Annotated in this window: 12 protein-coding genes; 8 read left to right on the top strand and 4 right to left on the bottom strand. The window is 59.7% G+C overall.

Annotated features, from left to right (window positions below; translation table 11 throughout):
• Positions 1-25: 25 nt before the first annotated feature.
• Positions 26-1,693 carry a ShlB/FhaC/HecB family hemolysin secretion/activation protein gene (locus AC2CGI_RS01015; RefSeq protein ID WP_041922265.1) on the bottom strand — a complete coding sequence of 556 codons (1,668 nt, stop codon included), beginning with the start codon at positions 1,691-1,693 and terminating at the stop codon, positions 26-28.
• Between the two features lie 367 nt (positions 1,694-2,060).
• On the opposite strand from AC2CGI_RS01015, the gene AC2CGI_RS01010 reads away from it, so the two are divergent.
• Positions 2,061-3,515 carry an SIR2 family protein gene (locus AC2CGI_RS01010; RefSeq protein WP_015378725.1) on the top strand — a complete coding sequence of 485 codons (1,455 nt, stop codon included), beginning with the start codon at positions 2,061-2,063 and terminating at the stop codon, positions 3,513-3,515.
• Positions 3,512-4,003 carry a TIR domain-containing protein gene (locus tag AC2CGI_RS01005; protein ID WP_015378726.1) on the top strand — a complete coding sequence of 164 codons (492 nt, stop codon included), beginning with the start codon at positions 3,512-3,514 and terminating at the stop codon, positions 4,001-4,003. Before AC2CGI_RS01010 ends, AC2CGI_RS01005 begins: the two co-directional genes overlap by 4 nt.
• A gap of 64 nt (positions 4,004-4,067) precedes the next feature.
• On the opposite strand, the gene pstB is transcribed toward AC2CGI_RS01005, so the two are convergent.
• The 3 genes from pstB to AC2CGI_RS00990 are packed head-to-tail and all read right to left on the bottom strand — an operon-like array spanning position 4,068 to position 8,726.
• Positions 4,068-4,880 carry a phosphate ABC transporter ATP-binding protein PstB gene (pstB, locus tag AC2CGI_RS01000; protein WP_004941613.1) on the bottom strand — a complete coding sequence of 271 codons (813 nt, stop codon included), beginning with the start codon at positions 4,878-4,880 and terminating at the stop codon, positions 4,068-4,070.
• Between the two features lie 28 nt (positions 4,881-4,908).
• The gene (gene pstA / locus AC2CGI_RS00995; protein ID WP_015378727.1) at positions 4,909-6,558 is read right to left on the bottom strand and encodes a phosphate ABC transporter permease PstA; all 1,650 of its coding nucleotides are present in this window, start codon (positions 6,556-6,558) and stop codon (positions 4,909-4,911) included.
• Complete coding sequence (locus tag AC2CGI_RS00990; RefSeq protein WP_076741111.1) at positions 6,555-8,726, bottom strand: ABC transporter permease subunit; 2,172 nt, start codon at positions 8,724-8,726, stop codon at positions 6,555-6,557. Before AC2CGI_RS00990 ends, pstA begins: the two co-directional genes overlap by 4 nt.
• Positions 8,727-9,122: 396 nt before the next feature.
• Between AC2CGI_RS00990 and ppk1 the strand changes: the two genes are divergently transcribed.
• The 6 genes from ppk1 (at position 9,123) to AC2CGI_RS00960 (ending at position 18,712) form a co-directional block, all read left to right on the top strand.
• Positions 9,123-11,186 carry a polyphosphate kinase 1 gene (ppk1, locus tag AC2CGI_RS00985; RefSeq protein WP_004941606.1) on the top strand — a complete coding sequence of 688 codons (2,064 nt, stop codon included), beginning with the start codon at positions 9,123-9,125 and terminating at the stop codon, positions 11,184-11,186.
• 10 nt (positions 11,187-11,196) lie between these two features.
• Complete coding sequence (gene ppx, locus AC2CGI_RS00980) at positions 11,197-12,747, top strand: exopolyphosphatase (RefSeq protein WP_004941603.1); 1,551 nt, start codon at positions 11,197-11,199, stop codon at positions 12,745-12,747.
• Between the two features lie 181 nt (positions 12,748-12,928).
• Positions 12,929-13,111, top strand: a complete 183-nt coding sequence (locus AC2CGI_RS00975) for a YfgG family protein (RefSeq protein ID WP_076741110.1) — start codon at positions 12,929-12,931, stop codon at positions 13,109-13,111.
• Between the two features lie 103 nt (positions 13,112-13,214).
• On the top strand, positions 13,215-14,648 hold the full coding sequence (mgtE, locus tag AC2CGI_RS00970) for a magnesium transporter (protein ID WP_015378729.1): 1,434 nt from the start codon (positions 13,215-13,217) through the stop codon (positions 14,646-14,648).
• Positions 14,649-14,833: 185 nt separating this feature from the next.
• Entirely contained in the window at positions 14,834-18,163 is a 3,330-nt protein-coding gene (locus tag AC2CGI_RS00965) for a diguanylate cyclase (RefSeq protein WP_076741109.1), read from the top strand.
• A gap of 195 nt (positions 18,164-18,358) precedes the next feature.
• Complete coding sequence (locus AC2CGI_RS00960; RefSeq protein ID WP_004941591.1) at positions 18,359-18,712, top strand: DNA-binding protein; 354 nt, start codon at positions 18,359-18,361, stop codon at positions 18,710-18,712.
• Positions 18,713-18,718 lie beyond the last annotated feature (6 nt).

Below are 18,718 nucleotides of genomic sequence, written 5' to 3'. Positions count from 1 at the left end.
AGGGCGTTCCTGCTGTGTGCTGGCGTTATAACGTGACGGTGGCTTGCCAGTAGGCCACCCAACGATCCGGTTGCAGGCTGTCTGGGTGCGTCAGCGGTTTACCGACGGTGATCGCCTGATTAAACCAACGGCCGCTTAGCGTGGCGCCCAGCGCCGCACCGACGACGCTGCCGCCGTCTATCTGCCCGGCGCGCCCCTGCAGCCAGCCGGCGTCTAACGCGCCGGTCAAAGAGAGCTCCCCCAGTCCCGGCAAGGTCTGCCATTGCCAGTTGAGTTCATTGCGCCAGTAGGCGCCGCGATTACCGGTCAGGTACTGCTCTTTAAAGCCGCGCACCGAGTATTGCCCGCCGATGGAAATGCGCTCGCCGGCATACAGGTTGTCTGCGCTGGTTTGCCCGTAGGCCGAGGTCAGGTAGTAAAGAGAGGGGGCGAGCGGATAGAAATAACTGGCGCTGAGGCCAAGCTTACGGAACTCGCTGCGCGGCGCCCCGTTTCGCTCAGGATCGTCGGCGGTGGCGCCCAGCATGCGCAGCCCACGGCTTATCGTTGGGTTCAGCGTCATATAACCGCCGCCCGTGACCGTACTGTAATTGAGGCCCAGGCTGGCGATGCTGAGCGTCGGGCTGCTGACGCTCAACCGTTCCCCCGCCAGCTTATTTTCCGTGGTGCGCCGCGCCAGCCCGATATCCACAGCCAGCTTACGTTTGCCATCCCGCAGCAACGTGCGGTTGGCGCCCAAACGCTGGGTCTGGTTATTGCCCTGATAGCGGTAAGCGGCACCGTTGAACGGCACCTGCTGGAAAAAATCGTTCCAGGCATACTGATAGCTGAACAGCCAATAGCCATAGGGTAAGGTGACGCTGCCGTTCAGGCTGCGGCTGCGATGATGCGGGCTGAAATCGTTATTGCGCGCTGCGGAAAGCGACCATTGATCCGCAAGACGCAGCGGATTATCCAGCGAGAAGGCGGCGTTCATCTGTCCGGTGCCGGTGCTTTTCTGGCCGCTGTTATCCGCGCCGAAAGAAAAAGAAACCGGCGCGCGCGTGGCGCCACGCAGCAAAACCACGTTGGAAAAGCCGGGTTGCTCGCCAGGTTGGATATCGATAGTCACCTGTTGCGAGGGCAGGCGGTTGAGCTGCTCCATGCCCTGCTCAATATCGCGCAGATTCAATACGCCACCAACCAGACCGGGGAACGCCATCTTCAACGCTGGCGTCTGCTCGCCGTTTTGCGTGATGGACTCGATTCGCCCCTCGCTGGCGCTGACGATCAACACGCCGCGGGAGATATCCTGCTCCTGCAGCCAGGCCTGTGAGGTGACATAGCCGCGTTGCAGATAAGCGTTGGTGGTTTCGCGCACCAGACGGTTGATGTGCTCCAGCGTCAGGCAGCGCCCCTGATACGGGCGCGCCAGGCTTTCTTTTACCGACCAGGAAAGATGCTCGGCGCCCTCAAAAACAATCTGCCGCACCGGCTGGCAAACCGCTCCTGCGGCGGCCGGCACAGGCAGCGGTAACGCCTGCAATTCAACGTTATTTTGCAGCGCCTCGCGCTGTTGCTGGGCCTGTTCCAGCAACGTTTTCTGCTGTTGGGTAATGCTGTCGCGATCGGCAGGGCTGGTGATTTCCGCGCACCACGCAGAGCTGCAAAACACCAAAAGCACAGGCCAAACCCTCGGCTTCCATGCACACATTTAAATACATCCATTTACATTAATTTACACACCTTAGCGGAGTATATACATTTTATGCCACCAATCAATAATAATGAGAATTATTTTTGTTTGATCTAAATCACAACGCGGAAAAAATGCGCATATGCCACAGCTACTGCAGCTTATTACCCAGAGCGCATTTAATTAATATTAAAATTAAAAAAAAGAATAATAAAAACAAATAAATTCAATATAAAAATAACACGCTCAATATCGACAAAAACAAACAAGCAGAGTTTACAAAGTTAATTCACCCTTTTATCTTGGTAGTTCTATTCGCATAATTAATTCATAAAAAACATAGTTATTAGTTAATCAATAAAGAAAAAATATCGGGAATAATCTCATGTTTAACCGTGATATAGAACTGTTTATTCGTGATTACGTTAATGATATTAAGGCTGGCAGCGCTGCGCTGTTTGCCGGCGCCGGGCTGTCCATCCCCGCCGGTTTCGTCAGCTGGAAAGAGCTTATCGGCGATATCGCTTATGAACTGGAGCTGGATATCGAAAAAGAGAGCGATCTTATTTCCCTGGCGCAGTATCACCTCAATGAAAAAGGCAACAGACATAAGATAAATCAAAAAATCATTACAGAGTTCGCTGAACAGGCGGAAGAAACAGAAAACCACCGGATTATCGCCAGATTACCGATAGCGTCACTTTGGACCACTAACTACGACGACCTGATTGAAAAAAGCTATGCCCGTTATAATCGCGTATGCGACGTTAAAACCACACCGGAAAGCCTGACCAATAACATTCACAAACGTGATGTTGTTTTATATAAAATGCATGGTGACTATAGAAATCCCAACCAGGCGATTATCACCCGCGAACAATACGAAACTTACTCCCGAACACACCTTCCCTTTATCAACATGCTGATGGCGGAACTGACCGCTAAAACGTTCCTGTTTATCGGTTTCAGCTTCGAAGATCCCAATCTGCAGTATGTGTTGAGCCGCCTCTATGCACAGTATGCCGAAGGGAAAAGAAATCACTACTGCATTATGCGGCGCGTTCAGCTCGGCGACAGCGGCAGTGAAGATCAGGCGTCCTGTGACTACAACAGCCGTAAACAAAGCTTGATGATCAACGATCTGCGCCGTTACGGCATTCAAACGCTGCTGGTGGATGACTATCGGCAAATCACCGACCTGCTGTATGCCATCGAAACGCAGTTTAAGAAAAGCACGGTGTTTATCTCCGGCAGCGCCGACAACTACCATCCTTATGCCCGTGAAGAGTCCATCCAGTTCATACATCGTCTGGCGCGCCTGCTTATCCGCAAACAGCACCGCATCGTCAACGGCTTCGGCTGGGGCGTAGGCACGGCGGTGATCAACGGCGCACTGGAAGCCATTTACGACAGCCAAGGGAAAATCAGCGAAAGCCAACTGGTGCTGCGTCCGTTCCCCCAATTCGCCAGCGGCGGCATTACCCTACCGGCACTTTGGCACGAATACCGTCAGAACATGATTTCGCTCAGCGGCATCGCAATCTTTTTGTTCGGCAACAAACGCAACGCCGAAGGCGAATACGTGCTGGCCGACGGTTTATTGAAAGAGTTCCAGATCGCCACGGAACAAGGCTGCGTCTGCATACCTATCGGTTGTACTGGCAGCGCATCCGCCGAGATCTACCGAAAAATCAAGGAGGAAATGAAAGAAACCCTCTACCACCGCCACCCCGCCGCCATGAATCTGCTGGATCAGCTTAACGAACCGGGCAGCCTGGCGGAGAAGAAAAAATGCCTGTTGGCACTTATCGATATCATTACTAAGGATAACCCCCGATGACCAGAAAATGTTTTTACAGTTTCCATTATGAGCCGGACAACTGGCGCGCTTCTCAGATACGTGAAATGGGCACGCTGGAAGGTAACCGGCCGGCCACGGATAATGATTGGGAGGAGGTGAAAAAAGGCGGCGATAAAGCCATTGCCGATTGGATCAAAAGCCAGTTGGACAATCGCAGTTGCGCCGTGATTCTCGCCGGTAAAGATACCGCTAATCGCAAATGGATTAATTTCGAAATCTGCGAGGCCTGGAAAAAAGGCATGGGCGTGCTGGTGGTGTATATCCACAATTTGAAAGACAGCGCCGGCGACCAAACCACGAAAGGTAAAAACCCGTTGGATCACATCAAGCTGGGTGACACAAAACTCTCCGCTATCGCCAAAGCCTATGATCCGCCTTACCTGACCAGCACCAATGTCTATAACCACATCAAAGAAAATCTGGCTGAGTGGGTAGAAGAAGCGATCCGCATCCGCGCAAATTACTGATGCCCCTGATAGACAAAAGGCTGCATGTTGATGCAGCCTTTCGTTTGTTTATAGCCCAAACGCCTCACCCATACCGCCCGGTAATATAATCCTCGGTGCGGCGCTGGCGCGGCGAGGTAAAAATCGCGTCGGTATCGTTGTATTCCACCAGCCGCCCCTGATGAATAAAGGCGGTGTAGTCGGAGACGCGCGCCGCCTGCTGCATATTGTGCGTCACCAGCACCACGCTATAGCGCTGCTTGAGTGCGGAAATCAGCTCTTCGATGGTCAGCGTGGAGATCGGATCCAGCGCCGAGGTCGGCTCGTCGAGCAGCAACACCTCCGGCTCGATGGCGATGGCGCGCGCGATCACCAGGCGCTGCTGCTGGCCGCTGGACAAGCGGAACGCGTTTTCGCGCAGCCGGTCCTTCACCTCATGCCACAGCGCGGCGGCGCGCAGCGAACGCTCCACCGCCTCATCCAGCAAACGCCGGTCGCGCACGCCCTGCAGCCGCAGGCCGTACACCACGTTTTCATAGATCGATTTCGGGAACGGGTTCGGCCGCTGGAACACCATGCCCACCCGCCGCCGCAGCGCCGCCACGTCGATCTGCGCGCCGGAGATCGCCGCGCCGTTCAGCTGCAGTTCGCCCTCGATACGGCAGTTGTCCACCAGATCGTTCATGCGGTTGAAACAGCGCAGCAGCGTCGATTTACCGCAGCCCGAGGGGCCAATCAAAGCCGTCACCCGGTGCTTCGGGATACGCAGCGAAATATCATGCAGCACCTGTTTGTCGCCATAAAACAGGTTCAGGCCGTTGACCGCCAGCGCGGTCTGTTCATCGTCGAGATGCTGGACATCCAGCCGGGGCAAACTGCCTGGCGTCATCAAACCCATTACGCACTCCCCAAAAATAGCGTCATTGTTACTGCGACCATGCTCGGTACCGTTCCCTCAACGAATGGCGGATACCCATCGCCGCCAGATTCAAACTCACCACGATCGTCACCAGCAGGAAGGCGGTGGCGAACACCAGCGGCCGCGCCGCCTCTACGCTCGGGCTCTGGAATGCCATATCGTAGATCTGGAAGCTCAAATGCATGAACTTCCGCTCCAGGTGCAGATACGGGAAAATCTCGTCCACCGGCAGCACCGGCACCGATTTCACGACCCCCACCAGCATCAGCGGCGCCGTCTCACCGGCGGCGCGCGCCACCGCCAGGATCAGGCCGGTCATCATCGCCGGCGCCGCCATCGGCAGCACGATGCGCCACAACGTCTCGGCCCGGCTGGCGCCCAGCGCCATCGAGCCCTGCCGCAGCGAGGCGGGAATGCGCGACAGCCCTTCCTCGGTGGCGACGATCACCACCGGCAGCGTCAGCAGCGCCAACGTCAGCGCCGCCCACAGCACGCCGGGCGTACCGAAGGTCGGGTTGGGCAAGGACTCGGGATAGAACAGCTGATCGAGCGTGCCGCCAATCATGTAAACAAAGAAGCCGAGGCCAAAAACGCCATAGACGATCGAGGGCACGCCGGCCAGGTTGACCACCGCGATGCGGATCACCCGCGTCAGCAGATTGTTGCCGGCATATTCGTGCAGATATACCGCCGCAATTACGCCAAACGGCATCACCACGATCGACATCAGGATCACCATCAACACCGTGCCGAAAATGGCCGGGAACACCCCGCCTTCGGTATTCGCTTCGCGCGGGCTGTCGGTGAGGAACTTCTTCACCTGCTCGCCCCAGTGTGCCAGCTTCTCGGTGGTGTTCATGGCGTTCGGGTACCAGGCATCGCGCACCTGGCTGAGCGGAATGGTCAACGTCTGCCCGTGCATGTCGCGCAGCAGCAACGCATCGCGCTGGCGATCGCGGTTCAGCCCCGCCAGACGTTCGGACAACAGCTGATACTGCCGCTGCAGTTCCAGCCGTTCGGCCTTGATGGCGTCCTGTGCGCGGGCGTCCAGCTTATCGTCGCGCTGCAGGCGCTTTTCCCGCAGCCGCAGCGCGTCAAACTGCTGATTGATGCGCGCCATGTCGCGGAATTGAATGTCGTGCGCCTGGCGCGAGAGCGCGGCGATTTGCGGCAGGCGCTGCTGCAACGCCTGCCCCAGATTGCGGCCAGTCAGCGGTTGCCCGTCTTCCAGCAGCCCCGCCAGATAACCGTAAGCGGTGCCGTGGCTGTCGCGTTCCAGCACCAGCAGGCTGCGCGGCGTGCTTTGGCTGTGGACATCGCTGGCCAGCAAGGTGCGGAAATCCTGCCCCTCGCGCTCGCGGTTGCCGACCTTAATCAGATAGCGTTCGACGCTCTGCGCCTCGCCCGGCGGCGTAACGCCCGCCTCGGCCAGCTGGCGCCGGGAAATGCTTTGCTGCTGGTACAGCTCACCGATCACCGTCACCGGTCCGGCGCCGTTCTGATTGAGTTCGAACTGATAAACCGGGCTCGGCCAGAAATAGCGCATCCCCTGCCCGGCCAGCAGCAACAGAATGCCGATCAGCGCCAGCAGGCTGACGGCCACCGAACCGGCGGTCAGCCATATCCACGGCGACCCGCTCTTCACCCAGTTCTTCATGGCGCCTCCTGATTCGGCGTGTAGCGCTTGCGCAGCCGCAGGCGCACCGCCTCCGCCAGCGTGTTGAACACGAAGGTGAAGACAAACAGCACCAGCGCGGTCAGGAACAGCACGCGGTAATGGCTGCTGCCGGAGACCGCCTCCGGCATTTCAATGGCGATGTTGGCCGCCAGCGCGCGCAGCCCCTGGAACAGGCTGCCGTCGATAATCGGCGTGTTGCCGGTAGCCATCAGCACGATCATGGTTTCCCCCACCGCGCGGCCAAAGCCGATCATCAGCGCGGAGAAAATGCCGGCGCTGGCGGATGGCAGCACCACCTTGATCACCGTCTGCCACTGGGTAGCGCCCAGCGCCAAAGAACCCTGGCTCAGGGTCGCCGGCACGCTGAACAGTGCGTCCTCCGCCAGCGAGAAGATGATCGGCACCAGCGCGAAGCCCATCGCCACACCTACCACCAGCGCATTGCGCTGGTCATAATTATCCCCCAGCCAGAAATGCAGCGGCTCACCGAACAACGCCACCTCCAGCCGCGGCCCCAGGTTGAGCGCCAGCCACACCGTCAACGCCAGCAGCGGCAGCAGCAACAGCAGATCGACGCCCGGCCGGCAGCGCGGCATAAAGCGATGGGTCAACGCGCCGCACAGCAGCACCGCCGCCGCCAGCAGCAGCGGCAACGCCAGCACCGCCAACAGATACTGCTCGATGATCGGCGCCAGCCAAATGCCGGCCACCAGCCCGATCACCACCGTCGGCAGCGCGCCCATCACTTCGATAGCCGGTTTGATCACCCGCCGCAGCCCCGGCGTCATAAAGTAAGCGGTATAGATGGCGCCGGCCAAGGCCAGCGGGATGGCGAACAGCATCGCGTAAGCCGCCGCCTTAAAGGTGCCGAAGATCACCGGCATCAGGCTGAATTTGGGTTGGTAACTGTCTTCGCCGGAGGTGGACTGCCAGACATAGGCCGGCTGCGGGTAGTTCTCATACCACACCTTGCCCCACAACGAACGCCAGGTAACGTCCGGATAAGGGTTGTCGAGCGCATAGCGCTGCCAGCCCTGCGCGCTCTCCAGCAGCAGGCCATCGCCGCGCGGCGCGAACGCCATCTGCCGCACCTCGGCGCCCAAACGGGTATTCAGCAGCGGCTGCGGTTGAATGGCGGAGAACAGCGAGAAGCCGCCATCGGGCCGCAGGGTGGCGAACACCCGGCGGTAAGGCTCAGCCACCGTCAGCTCCTGCCCGTCGGCGCCGTGGTCGAAATGCTGCACCGGCGTCAGACGCCAGCGCCGATCTTTTTCCACCTCGAACCACTCGCGCAGATTGCCGTCGGCGCCCTTGATCAGCAGCGCGCTGCCGCCGGGCAGCGCCGTCATCTGATACGGGGCGTGTTCGCCAAGGGTACGCGTTTCACGCAGCTGCAGCTGTGCGCCGTCGATCTGATAACGCGCCAGCCGGTTGCCGGTCAGCAGATAAAGCTGGCGGCCATCCGGCGTCAGCACCAGCTGCTCCCCTTCGTGCTCCAGCGGCCGCTCGCTGAACTGCGGCGGCCGGTCGGGGCTGAAGCGGCCGAACACCAGCCGCCGATCGTCGGTCACTCCGGCCAGCAGATACTGCCCGCGATGCGCATCCGCCAGCGACAGCAGCTTCAGCGGCTTGCGCTGTGGATCCAGCGCCAATGGCTGCTGCCCGAGCGGGAACTGCCACTGCGGCCGGCCGTTTTCAGCCGTGGCGAAATCCGCGCGCGCCACCACAAACCGGCCGTCAGCCTGCGCCAGCGCAAACAGATCGCGCTCGCCGGCGGCCTGCGCGAGCAGCGTCGGTTTGGCCAACAGCGTCTGCTGCGCCAGCGGCATCTGGGCCTGGCCGCTCGGCGCCGGCGTCAGACGATAAAATTGCCCCGCGCCCTGCGCGTCGATGCGATAACCGACGCGCTGCTGCACGTCCATGCCCAGCGCCAGCGCCGGGGCCGATACCGTGAACGGCAGCGGCTGCGCCTGGCCGAGCGAGGCCGGTTTGAACAACGGCAGCACCGCAAACAGCAGATAAACGAAGATCAGCATCAACGTCATCAGCACCATCAGCCCGCTGGCGGTCACTGCCGCCTGCACGCCGCGGTCGATGCGCCCGCGCATGCGATCTCGGGGATGTTGATTGGCCGTCGTCTGTGTCATGTGTCTCGCTGTCGCTGATGTAATCGGGCTTGCGCCGTAAGATAACCGGGCATCTTATGTCAGTTTTATGACGTTTGCATGACAAAGTTACCCGCCATAACTCAGGTTTTTTACACTGCCATCAGACAATATGAATTTGATATATTGCTGAAAAATGACCATAAACACGCTTTATAACGCCAAGAATAAGCCTGCTAACCGTCATTTCATGCTGATCGTTTCACTGCCGGGCATCCCGCCGCGGGGAAAATTTATTGCCGCCGAAAAACGCCGCGCGCCAACGCAATGGATATGTTGGACTTTCCTGTCAATCTCTCGCAATAATGATGAAGGACACTAGAGCGGCATCCGGGCGCTGCGTCCCGGATCCTATTCTAAATTTGAACTGGAGTGGCAATGGGTCAGGAAAAGCTCTACATCGAAAAAGAACTAAGCTGGTTATCCTTTAATGAGCGCGTGTTGCAGGAAGCCGCAGATAAGAGCAATCCCCTGATTGAACGTATGCGTTTTCTGGGCATTTACTCCAACAACCTCGACGAGTTCTATAAAGTCCGCTTCGCCGATCTCAAACGGCGCATCCTGATCAGCGAAGAGCAAGGCTCCGCCGGTTCCTCACGCCATCTGCTGAAAAAGATCCAGGCCAAGGTGCTGAAAACCGATCAGGAGTTCGACGGTCTGTACAACGATCTGCTGCTGGAAATGGCGCGCAACCAGATCTTCCTGATCAACGAACGCCAGGTGTCCGAGAACCAGCAAATCTGGCTGCGGCAATATTTCAAACAGCACCTGCGCCAGCACATCACGCCGATCCTGATCAACCACGACACCAACCTGGTGCAGTTCCTGAAAGACGATTACACCTATCTGGCGGTGGAGATCATCCGCGGCGCGCGCATCGACTATGCGCTGCTGGAGATCCCGTCCGACAAGGTGCCGCGCTTCGTCAATCTGCCGCCGGAAGCGCCGCGCCGCCGTAAGCCGATGATCCTGCTCGACAACATCCTGCGTTACTGCCTGGACGATATCTTCAAGGGCTTCTTTGACTACGACGCGCTCAACGCCTATTCGATGAAGATGACCCGTGACGCCGAATACGATCTGGTCACCGAAATGGAATCCAGCCTGCTGGAACTGATGTCCTCCAGCCTGAAACAGCGCCTCACCGCCGAGCCGGTGCGCTTCGTTTATCAGCGCGACATGCCGAACGAGATGGTAGAGCTGCTGCGCGGCAAGCTGGGCATCTCCAACTACGATTCGGTGATCGCCGGCGGCCGTTACCACAACTTTAAAGATTTCATCAGCTTCCCGAACGTCGGCAAGGCCAACCTGGTCAACAAGCCGCTGCCGCGCCTGCGCCACATCTGGTTCGACGGTTTCCGCAACGGCTTCGACGCCATTCGCGAAAAGGACGTGCTGCTCTACTACCCGTACCACACCTTTGAACACGTGCTGGAGCTGCTGCGCCAGGCGTCGTTCGATCCGAGCGTGTTGGCGATCAAAATCAACATCTACCGGGTGGCGAAAGACTCGCGCATCATCGAATCGATGATCCACGCCGCGCACAATGGCAAAAAAGTCACGGTGGTGGTCGAGCTGCAGGCGCGCTTCGACGAAGAGGCCAACATCCACTGGGCGAAGCGCCTGACCGAGGCCGGCGTGCACGTGATCTTCTCGGCGCCGGGGCTGAAAATCCATGCCAAACTGTTCCTGATTTCACGCCGTGAAGGCGATGAAATTGTGCGCTATGCTCATATCGGTACCGGCAACTTTAACGAAAAAACCGCGCGCATCTACACCGACTATTCGCTGTTGACCGCCGACTCGCGCATCACCAACGAGGTACGCCGGGTATTCAACTTTATCGAGAACCCCTACCGCCCGGTCACCTTCGATAACCTGATGGTGTCGCCGCAGAACTCGCGCCTGAAGCTGTATGAGCTGATCGACAACGAAATCGCCAACGCCCAGGCCGGGGAACAGGCCGGCATTATGTTGAAAATAAATAATCTGGTGGATAAAGGGCTGGTAGATCGGTTATATACCGCGTCCGGCGCCGGCGTGAAGATCCGTCTGCTGGTGCGGGGCATGTGTTCCCTGATTCCCAACCTGCCGGGGATCAGCGACAATATTCAGGTGATCAGCATCGTCGATCGCTTTTTGGAACACGATCGGGTTTACGTTTTCGACAACAAAGGTGACAAACGGGTGTATCTGTCCTCCGCCGACTGGATGACCCGCAACATAGATTACCGTATCGAAGTGGCGGTATCGCTGCTGGATCCGGCGCTGAAACAGCGCGTTCTGGACATTCTGGAGATCCTGTTCAGCGATACGGTCAAGGCCCGTTATGTGGATAAAGAACTGAGCAACCAGTACGTGCCGCGCGGCAACCGCCGCAAAGTGCGCGCCCAGGTGGCTATTTACGAGTATTTAAAAGCTCTGGAACAACCAGGACAGTAGGCCAGCAACTATGCCGCTAAAAAACACTGCAACGAACAAACCGCAGGAAATCGCCGCCATCGACCTCGGGTCGAACAGTTTCCACATGGTGATCGCCCGCGTCGTCAACGGCGCCTTACAGGTATTGGGCCGTTTAAAACAGCGGGTGCACCTCGCCGACGGATTGGACAGCAACAACGTACTCAGTGAAGAGGCGATAGAACGCGGCCTGGCCTGCCTGGCGCTGTTTGCCGAACGGCTGCAGGGCTTCCCGGCGGATAACGTCACCATCGTCGGGACCCACACCCTGCGCCAGGCGGTGAACGCCGAAGTGTTCCTCAAGCGCGCCGCCAAAGTGATCCCCTACCCGATCGAAATCATCGCCGGCCAGGAAGAAGCGCGTCTGATCTTCATGGGCGTGGAACACACCCAGCCGGAGAAAGGCCGCAAGCTGGTGATCGACATCGGCGGCGGCTCCACCGAGCTGGTGATCGGCGAAGACTTCGAGCCGCTGCTGGCGGAAAGCCGCCGCATGGGCTGCGTCAGCTTCGCCCAGCTGTTCTTCCCCGGCGGCGAGATCAGCAAAAACAACTTCCGCCGCGCGCGGCTGGCTGCGGCGCAGAAGCTGGAAACGCTGGCCTGGCAGTACCGCATTCAGGGCTGGCAGTATGCGCTGGGCGCCTCGGGCACCATCAAGGCCGCCCACGAAGTGCTGGTGGCGATGGGCGAAAAAGACGGTCTGATCACCCTCGAACGCCTGGAAATGCTCGCCGAACAGGTGCTGCAGTTCAAAAGCTTCGGCTCACTGAGCCTGCCGGGGCTGTCGGAAGATCGCCAATCGGTGTTCGTGCCGGGGCTGGCTATCCTGTGCGGCGTGTTCGATGCGCTGGCGATCCGCGATCTGCGCCTGTCTGACGGCGCGCTGCGCGAAGGCGTGCTGTATGAAATGGAAGGCCGCTTCCGCCACCAGGACATCCGCAGCCGCACCGCCAAAAGCCTGGCCGATCACTACAACATCGACCGCGAACAGGCCAAGCGGGTGCTGGAAACCACCGAACTGCTCTATTCGCAGTGGATGGCGCAAAATACCAAGCTGGTGCATCCGCAATTGGAAGCCCTGCTGAAATGGGCCGCCATGCTGCACGAAGTGGGGCTGAGCATCAACCACAGCGGCATGCATCGCCATTCGGCCTACATTCTGCAAAACTCCAACCTGCCTGGCTTCAACCAGGAACAGCAGCTGCTGTTGGCGGCGCTGGTGCGTTTCCACCGCAAGGCGATCAAGCTGGAAGAGCTGCCGCGCCTCAACCTGTTCAAAAAGAAACACTACCTGCCGCTGATCCAGCTGCTGCGTCTGAGCACCCTGCTCAACAACCAGCGCCAGTCGACCACCACGCCGGAAACGCTGCGCCTGACCACCGACGACAACCACTGGACGCTGCGCTTCCCGGCCGGCTACCTGGCGCAAAACAACCTGGTGCAGCTGGACTTCGAGCGCGAGCAGGCCTACTGGAACGACGTCGTCGGCTGGAAGCTGCTGATCGACGAAGAAGGTTCGCAAGACGAACAGCGCTCCGCCTGATCCCGCGCCCCCTGCCAGCCAGGGGGTTTTTCTTTCCGCCCTCGCTCCGCCAACCTAAACGAAACCCTAATACGGCGCGCCGCTCGCCGGAAAAAAATGGACAACTTTTGTCATCAGCGCCTAAAATCCGGTTACAAATTCTCGAGCGAATAACACAGGACACCGGCATACCGGGTGATATATGCGCAAGAAAACCACCGGACAGATGACGAAGATAGTGTTGTTTATCAGCTTTATCATTTTAGTCGGCCGACTGCTGTACGCCGCCGTGGTGGCGGTGCCTCATCATCAGGAAAAAAAGCAGGCCGCTGCGCAAAACGCCGCCGAAGTCAGCGCGCCGCAAGAGGACGCCTCCTCTGAATAACCGCCGCGCCCCGTCCGTTTCATAAAAATGACTCCGGCACTCGCTATGCTCTATCTTTTAATGAGCCTGCGTCAGGAACGCCGAGCGCCCGTTAAGGAACACCATGTCAGCCGCAACCCATAACGTCAAAAAAGTCGCTGAACACCGCCAGCGCATTCTCACTCTGTTGTTGAACAATAAGGAATTGGTCGACGGCATTCTCGGCCGGCCAGGGGATGAACACGCCCTCAGCCAAAGCGAACTGCTGAACCAGACGGCGGAAATCACCGGCCTGCTGGACGACATGCACGCCGCCGACCTGGCGGACCTGCTGGAGGCGCTGCCGCAGGACGAACGCATGGCGCTGTGGCGGCTGGTGGGCAACAGCAAGCGCGGCCAGACGCTGGTGGAAGTCGCCGAACCGGTCTGGGACAGCCTGATCGAGGAAATGAGCGATAAAGACCTGCTCAAAGCGATCAAAACGCTGGACGTGGACGAACAGGCCTATCTGGCGCAATACCTGCCGCGTAACCTGATGGGCCGGTTACTGACCTCGCTGGAGCCGGAGCAGCGCGCTCAGGTGCGCGAGATGAGCCAGTACGCCAAAGACAGCGTCGGCTGGATGATGGATTTCGAACTGGTGACGGTGCGGCCGGACGTCACGCTCGGCGCGGTACACCGTTTTTTGCGCATGCGCAAAACCATTCCCGACGCCACCGATAAACTGTTCGTCACCGATCGCAAAAACACCCTGCTGGGCGAACTGCCGCTCACCGCGGTGCTGCTGAACGACCCGGAGATCCCGGTACGCGAAGTGATGGACAGCGATCCCGCCACCTTTCAGCCTGAGGACAAGGCCGATGAAGCGGCCGGCGCATTCGAACGTTACGACCTGATCAGCGCCCCGGTGGTTGACGCCAAGGGCAAACTGATGGGCCGCCTGACCATCGAAGAGATCGTCGACGCCGTCAACGAAGAGAGCGACACCAACCTGCGCCGCATGGGCGGTTTGAGCCCGGAAGAAGACGTGTTCGCCCCGGTCAGCAAGGCGGTTAAAACCCGCTGGGCCTGGCTGGCGATCAACCTCTGCACCGCGTTTGTCGCCTCGCGGGTGATCGGCCTGTTCGAGCACACCATTTCCCAGCTGGTGGCGCTGGCGGCGCTGATGCCGATCGTCGCCGGCATCGGCGGCAACACCGGCAACCAGACCATCACCATGATCGTGCGCGCGCTGGCGCTGCACCAGATCGAAGTCGGCAACATCTCGCGCCTGATGCTCAGAGAGCTGGGCGTCGCCATCATCAACGGCGTGGTGTGGGGCGGCATCATGGGCGTGATCACCTGGCTGCTGTACGGCGACGCGGCGATGGGCGGCGTGATGACGCTGGCGATGCTGCTCAACCTGCTGCTGGCGGCGCTGATGGGCGTGGTGATCCCGATGACCATGCTCAAACTGGGCCGCGATCCGGCGGTCGGCTCCAGCGTGCTCATCACCGCGCTGACCGATACCGGCGGCTTTTTCATCTTCCTCGGCCTCGCCACCCTGTTCCTGCTGTAAGACGCTCAAAGCCGGCCCCGCGCCGGCTTTTTCGTCATTCTGTCGCCGGGTTTGCGCTAACGCAGTAAAGTCGGCCCTCCCGATAGGTTTTCCTCCCGCGCTGTACTACCCTTTTTCAATAAATCATCTTGATTCATCCACGTCATGAATCCAATCACAGGCAGAGGTCATCGGTAAGGATGTCTATGGATATCAGCGCGCCGAACGCGTTCGGCACACACAAAGGCGTTATGCTGACACATTCTCTGTTCGTGGCGCTGGCGACATTTTTGCTCGCCTTGCTGAGCCTGTCGTTATCCAGTGAGGCTCATCACTTCACGCCGCTGTGGTTCCCGACCGCCGCCGCGATCGCCGTGCTGTATCGCCATCCTCCGCGTCATTGGGGTTTGCCGCTGCTGGCCAGCGGCACAGGCATCGTACTCGCCAGCTTCCTGCTGTTCGGCTTCAGCGCCATTCCGGTCAAGCTGGCCGCCATCAACCTGCTGGAAGCGGCAGTGTGCGCTCTGCTGCTGCGCCGCACGCTGCCGGCGATCGATCCGCTGAGCGATCTGGGCTGTTGGCTGCGCTTCGTGGTCTGCGCGGTGATCTTTACCCCGTTGTTCAGCGCGCTGCTGGCCGCCGGACTAACCCCCACGCCGGACCTGACGTTTTGGCAATCGTTCGGCACCTGGTTCATCTCTGAAGCGATAGGGGTGCTGTCGCTGGCGCCGCTCGGGCTCACCTATCACCGCCGTCTGTTGGCCGGGCTGAATCCGTATCCGCTGCTGTTGACCCTGATGGGCTCGCTGGCCTTCAGCTATCTGGCGCTGACGCATCTGCCCTTCCCCTTTACCTTCGTCATCCTGCCGCTGCTGTGGGCGGCTATCGCCCTGTCGCGCTTCGAAACCTTCACCGTCTGTTTCTGCACTCTCCTGCTGATCACCGTCCTGCTGTCGCTGGGCCTGCTGCGCCTTCAGTCTTCCCAGCACACTTTCCTGGGCGAACTCGGCCTCTATCTGCCGATGTTGCTGATCCTGATCCCGGCGCACGCCATGGCGATGGTGATGCACACCTTCCGGGTGGAAAAGCAACATATCGTCGAGAGCGAAAGCCGCTTTCGCAGCGCGCTGGAGTATTCCGCCATCGGCATGGCGCTGGTGTCGCCGGAGGGCAAATGGCTGCAGGTTAACCAGGCGCTGTGCAAGCTGCTCGGCTATCCGCCCGAAAGACTTTATCGCCTGACCTTTCAAGAGATCACCCACCCGGACGATCTGAACGCCGACCTGACCCAACTGCACGAACTGCTCGACGGCCATATCAGCAGCTACACCATGGAGAAGCGCTATATCCGCAGCGACGGCCAGACGGTTTGGGCGCTGCTGGCGGTCTCGCTGGTGCGCGACGGCGAAGGCCGGCCGTTGTACTTCATCTCTCAGGTGGAGGACATCAGCGACCTTAAGCGCAGCGAGGCGGAGAACAACCGGTTGGTGGAGCGCATCACGCTGGCCAACCAGGTGGGCGGCGTCGGCATCTGGGAATGGGTGATGAGCCAGGAAAACTTCACCTGGGATCAGCGCATGTTCGAACTCTACGATCTCCCCCCCGACCAAACGCCGACGCTGGCGTTGTGGCGCACCCTGCTGGTGCCGGAAGATCGCGAGCGCACCGATCGCGAGCTGGCCGAGATCCTGGCGCAGCCGCGGCCGTTCATCATGGAGTTTCGCATCACTACGCGCAGCGGCAAACTGCGCCATATCCGCGGCCAGGGCAACGTGATCCTCGACGATCAGGGCCGGCCGCTGCGCCTGATCGGCACCAATATCGACATGACCGAGCTCAAGAGCCTCGCCGAGGCGCTGCACGAAGAGAAAGAGCGCCTGCACATCACCCTCGACGCCATCGGCGAAGGGGTGATCTCCACCGACAGCCACCTGCGCATCACCTTTATGAATCCGGTGGCGGAACAGATGTGCGGCTGGCCACTCGACCTGGCGATCGGTATGCCCGTCGCCGGCGTGGTGCGCCTGACCAACGGCAAAGACGGCCCGGAAATCGAAAACCTCACGCAATACCCACGGCAATGGCCGGCGGATTATGCGCTGGTGCTGCACAGCCGCGACGGGCGTTATTTCGACGTACAGCAGTCGGTCTCACCGCTGAAAACCCTCGACGGGGAAACCATGGGCGCGGTGATGGTGCTGCAGGACGTCACCGCCTCGCGCGAGCTGATGAAAAAACTCAGCTACAGCGCCTCGCACGATGCGCTGACCGGATTGCCGAACCGCACCCGCTTCGAGAAACAGCTGAAAGCGGCGATCGTCGCCGGCGGGGAACCGTCGTCGCCGCATTCGCTGGTGTTCCTCGATCTGGATCGGTTCAAGGCGGTGAACGACACCGCCGGCCATGCGGCGGGAGATGCCCTGCTGCGGGATATCGCCCAGCTGATGCGGCACCAACTGCGCGGCAGCGACTGCCTGGCGCGTTTGGGCGGCGACGAGTTCGGTCTGATCCTGTACGACTGCCGGCTGGAACAGGCCAAATCGCTGGTGCAGCAAGTGGTTAATCAAATCAGCCAGCACCCGTTCTATTGGGAAGGGAAGATTTATCGCGTCGGCGCCAGCGCCGGCATCACGCGCATCAGTGCCGACGCCAAAAGCAGCGAACTGTTGGCGCAGGCCGATATCGCCTGCTATACCGCCAAGCACCAGGGGCGCGGCCAGGTTTATCTGTACGAAACGCGGCAGAAACAGCTGCTGGAGCGGCAACACGAGGTACTGAGCCAGCAGGAAGTGCAGACGATCATCAGCGAGGGGCAACTGCGGCTGCTGACTCACGCGGTCGCGCCGCCGGCGACGCCGCTGTCGGCCGCGTTTCACCAGGTGAAGCTGCAGGTGATGGCGCCGGACGAGCGCCCGCTGTCGCACGAGGCGTTCATCACCGCCGCGCAGCTGTACGGCCTGATGCCGGACATCGACCGCTGGACGGCGGCGCAACTGCTGGTGAAATATGCCGACGACATCAAACGCAAAGGGCTGTCGCTCTCGCTGCCGCTGGCCATCGACAGCCTGCTGAGCGCCGACTTCCAGCGCTACCTGACGGAAACGGTGCGCGCTTCCTCGCTGCCGCCGCAGGCGCTGCTGTTCAGCGTCGATGAGGCCGCGATACTGGAGCACGCCGCACAGTGTCGGGCATTTCTCCGCGAACTGCAGCAGCAGGGCTGCCGGCTGATCGTCAACGGCTTCGGACATAACATCAATGCGTTCGATGAACTCAGCGATCAGAAGATCGACATCATTCGCATCGATGAGCGCTTTATCACCAACGTGCACTGCAACCAGATGGACGAGCTGATGGTCTCGATGCTCAACGGCGCGGCGCATCGCATTAAAGCGCAGACCTTCGCCGGGCCGGCTCACCAGCCGGTGACGCTGCAGGCGCTGCGCGACATCGGCGTCGATCTGGCGGACGGCGACCAGGTGGCGCTGGAGCAGCCGCTGGCGGTGTTGCTCAGCGACGGCTATTTCGGCATCCGTTAACCTTCTCCCCCCTCTCAGGCGCCGTCTCCCAGGCGGCGCCTCGCATCTCGTTCGTTACATGATATTAACCAAGACAAGATTAGTGATATAAATAACACCTGAAGCTTAAACGATTAAGTAAGATGAAGCGCCCATGCGACTATCAGCGTATCCGTTGATTTTCCTCGGCATGTGATGGCTCAGGGATAAGGGACTATGGAAAAGAAATGGTTTTCCGCCAGGGAACTGATGGGTAAGGCGGGGTTGCCTTCAACTCCGCAAGGGGTCAATTTGATGGCCCGGCGTGAAGGCTGGGTCAGCCGCCGCCGCAGCGGCGTACAGGGCAAAGCGCTGGAATACCATATCGACAGTCTGCCGTTCGGCGCGCGCAGCCTGTCGGCGTTGCGCGAAACCGACCATCCGGATTACGACGTCAAACGCCAGGATCCGATACGGGTCTGGATCGAGTATTACTACCACCTGACGCCGGCCGAGCGGGAAAAGCTGCTGGCGTTCCTGATGCGCGAGGGCATGAGCCGCCTGCTGCAGCTGATCGACACCCCTCGCTAGCTCTGC

It is taken from the genome of Serratia sp. LSHTC3 (genome assembly GCF_057197125.1).
Note: the sequence above shows the minus strand (reverse complement) of the source record. Positions and strands in the feature narration are given on the sequence as shown.